Annotated in this window: 2 protein-coding genes; both read left to right on the plus strand. The window is 71.5% G+C overall.

Going from position 1 to position 2,834, the window contains the following annotated elements; all coding sequences use genetic code 11:
- On the plus strand, positions 1-1,615 hold a 1,615-nt coding region (locus tag GA0115259_RS34740), incomplete at its 5' end, for a TOMM precursor leader peptide-binding protein (protein ID WP_093604276.1).
- Positions 1,616-1,651: 36 nt separating this feature from the next.
- On the plus strand, positions 1,652-2,834 hold a 1,183-nt coding region (locus GA0115259_RS34745; protein ID WP_093604278.1), incomplete at its 3' end, for a SagB family peptide dehydrogenase.

The following is a 2,834-nucleotide window of genomic DNA, read 5'->3' on the forward strand; positions in this document are numbered from 1 at the left end:
GGGCGAGTGGCCCTACGCCACTCCGTTCACGGCGGACGCCGTCGCCGCGCTCCTCACCGCCCTGCGGGACCGGCCACCGGTGTCCGAAGGGCCGTTCCCCGAGATCCGGCTCGTGGACCTGCGGACCCTCACGGTCCGGCACTATCCGCTGGTCCCGGATCCGGAGTGCCCGCGCTGCGCCACACCTCGTACCGACACCGCCGAGGACGCCCGGATCACTCTGCGGCCCGCACCCAAGCACCGCGCGGGCACCTTCCGGGTGCGTCCCATCGAGTCGTACGCCATCGATGTGGCCGCGTTCGCCAATCCGGTGTGCGGCGCGCTCGGTCCCTCCGTGGTCCATGACGTCTCCTCCACCTCCACCTCGGCGACCATCGGCTGCTTCTCGATGCGCTCCGGCGAGTATCTGCGCGAGACGTTCTGGGGCGGCCACGCGGACTCGTTCGGCCACAGCAACCGGATCGGCGTGCTCGAAGGCATGGAGCGGTACGCCGGAATGCGGGCGCGCTCCCAAATCACCAGTGTCGTGGGAACGCTGGACGAGTTCGGCGCCGATGCCGTCGATCCTCGTGAAGTCGGCCTGTACGCACCGGAGTTCTACCGTGACAATCCACGGGTCCGGCCGTTCGCGTCCGACCGTGAGATCCCCTGGGTCTGGGGCCACTCCCTGCGTGACGACAAGCCGCGACTGGTGCCCGAGGTGCTGACGTACTATCACGCGCCCGGACTGGAGAACAGATTCGTCCAGGAGAGCTCCAACGGCTGTGCCTCCGGCGGATGTCTGGAAGAGGCGATCTACTTCGGTCTGATGGAGGTCATCGAGCGCGACGCCTTCCTCCTGACCTGGTACGGACAGCAGCCGCTGCCCGAGATCGACCCGGCCACCAGCACCCGCGCGTCGACCAGGCACATGGTCGACCGGCTGGCGATGTACGGCTACCGGGCCCGGTTCTTCGACACCCGGATCAGCTTCCCGGTCCCGGTGGTCACCGCCGTCGCGGAACGCTTCGACGGCGGCCCCGGCCGGATGTGCTTCGGCGCGGGCGCCGGGCTCGATCCCGAGTCCGCGCTCGACTCGGCGCTCTGCGAGATCGCCACCGACGCGGTCAATCTCCAGGGCCGCACCGAGCGCGACGAGCCGCGGCTGCGCGCCATGGCCGAGGACTTCGACCGGGTGACGGCCCTGCACGACCATCCGCTGGTCTACGGCGTACCGGAGATGGGCCGGTACGCGGACTTCCTCCTGGCCGGGCACGGCGCGCAGCGCCCTGGCGCGCCGCAGGCCCCGCGCGCCGTCGCCGACCTGCGCTGGCCCGATCCGTCCGGTGCTTCGGCCTCCGCGGACCTCCGTGAGGATCTGCGCCGCTGCGTCGACGCGGTGACCGCGGCCGGCTTCGACGTGGTTGTCGTGGACCAGACCATGCCCGAGCAGCGGGCGCTGGGACTGCACACCGTCAGTGTGCTCGTCCCCGGACTCCTGCCGATCGACTTCGGCTGGTCCCGGCAGCGCGCCCGCACCATGCCCCGGCTGCGCACCGCCCTGCGCGAGGCGGGACTGCGCGACCGCGACCTGACGCCCCGGGACCTCAATCCGGCGCCTCATCCCTTCCCGTGAACCGACCGTTCAGCGTCCAGCAGAAAGGAGCGTCCCGTGGGCTACGCCCATGAGTACGCGGCAGCGATCATGCAGCGCGGCCGGATCCCGATGGAGCCCGCCGATTTCGTCCCCGACTGGGCGGACCGGCCCCGTAAGGCGAAGTACTACCCCGGGGTCGGGACATTCCCGCTGCCGGACACGGACTTCCCGGCCGAGGCGACCGTCGCGGCCGGCTGTCTGCCCGCGGGCGACATACCGGCCGGGGACCCGCCCACAGGCGACATCCCGGCCGCCGACCGGCCGTTCACGCTGGACACGCTGTCCGGGATGCTGCGGGACTCCTACGGGCTCACCGGACGCCGGCTCGGTGTCCAGACCAATACGGATCTGGCGGCCCTGCCGCACTACGCCCAGGCCAACTGGTCGCGCGGCACCGCCTCCGGCGGCGGTCTCTATCCGGTCAGTGTTTACTGGATCTCCGGCCCCAGCGGACCGCAGGCGCCCGGCATCCACTACTACTCGGCTCCGCACCACGCCATGCAGCGGCTGGTCGCCGGAGATGTCACCGGTGAGGTACGCGCGGCACTCGGCGAGGGAGCGGCCGGCCCGGTCGGCACGGCCCACGACCAGTTCCTGGTCCTGGGCATCAAGTACTGGCAGAACGCCTTCAAGTACAACAGCTTCTCCTTCCACGCCGTCAGCATGGACCTCGGCGCGATCCTCCAGACCTGGCGCATCTGGGCCCGCGCACGTGGTCTGAGGGTCGAACCACTCCTGTGGTTCGACGAGCAGAGGCTGAGCCACTTGCTCGGCGTGGACAACCAGGAGGAGGGCGTCTTCGCCGTCGTCCCGCTGAGCTGGGCGGGCGCCAGGCCCACGGCTCCCGCGCTGTCCGCACCGCCGGCCGTCCGGCACACCGACTCCGAGCGCTCGCGTACGGTCCTGCGCTTCGAGACGCTCCAGCGGATCCACACGGCGACCACGGAAGCCGCCACCGAGCGTCCCGCGCCGGGCGCGCTGGCTCCGGCGATCACCGCCACGCCCGCCGGTACCGGCGTGACCGTGGCCCTGCCCGCGCCCGGACTGCCGTCCGTGAGTGTCCGTACCGCACTGCGTACGCGCAGGAGCAGCTTCGGCCGTTTCGACGCCAGTACGCCCGTCAGCACCGGGCAGTTGGCCGCGACGCTCGCCGCCTGCGCCGCCGCCTCGCTCGGCTGTGACGCCGAACGGCCCGCCG

This window comes from Streptomyces sp. MnatMP-M17, assembly GCF_900091995.1.
GTDB lineage: Bacteria > Actinomycetota > Actinomycetes > Streptomycetales > Streptomycetaceae > Streptomyces.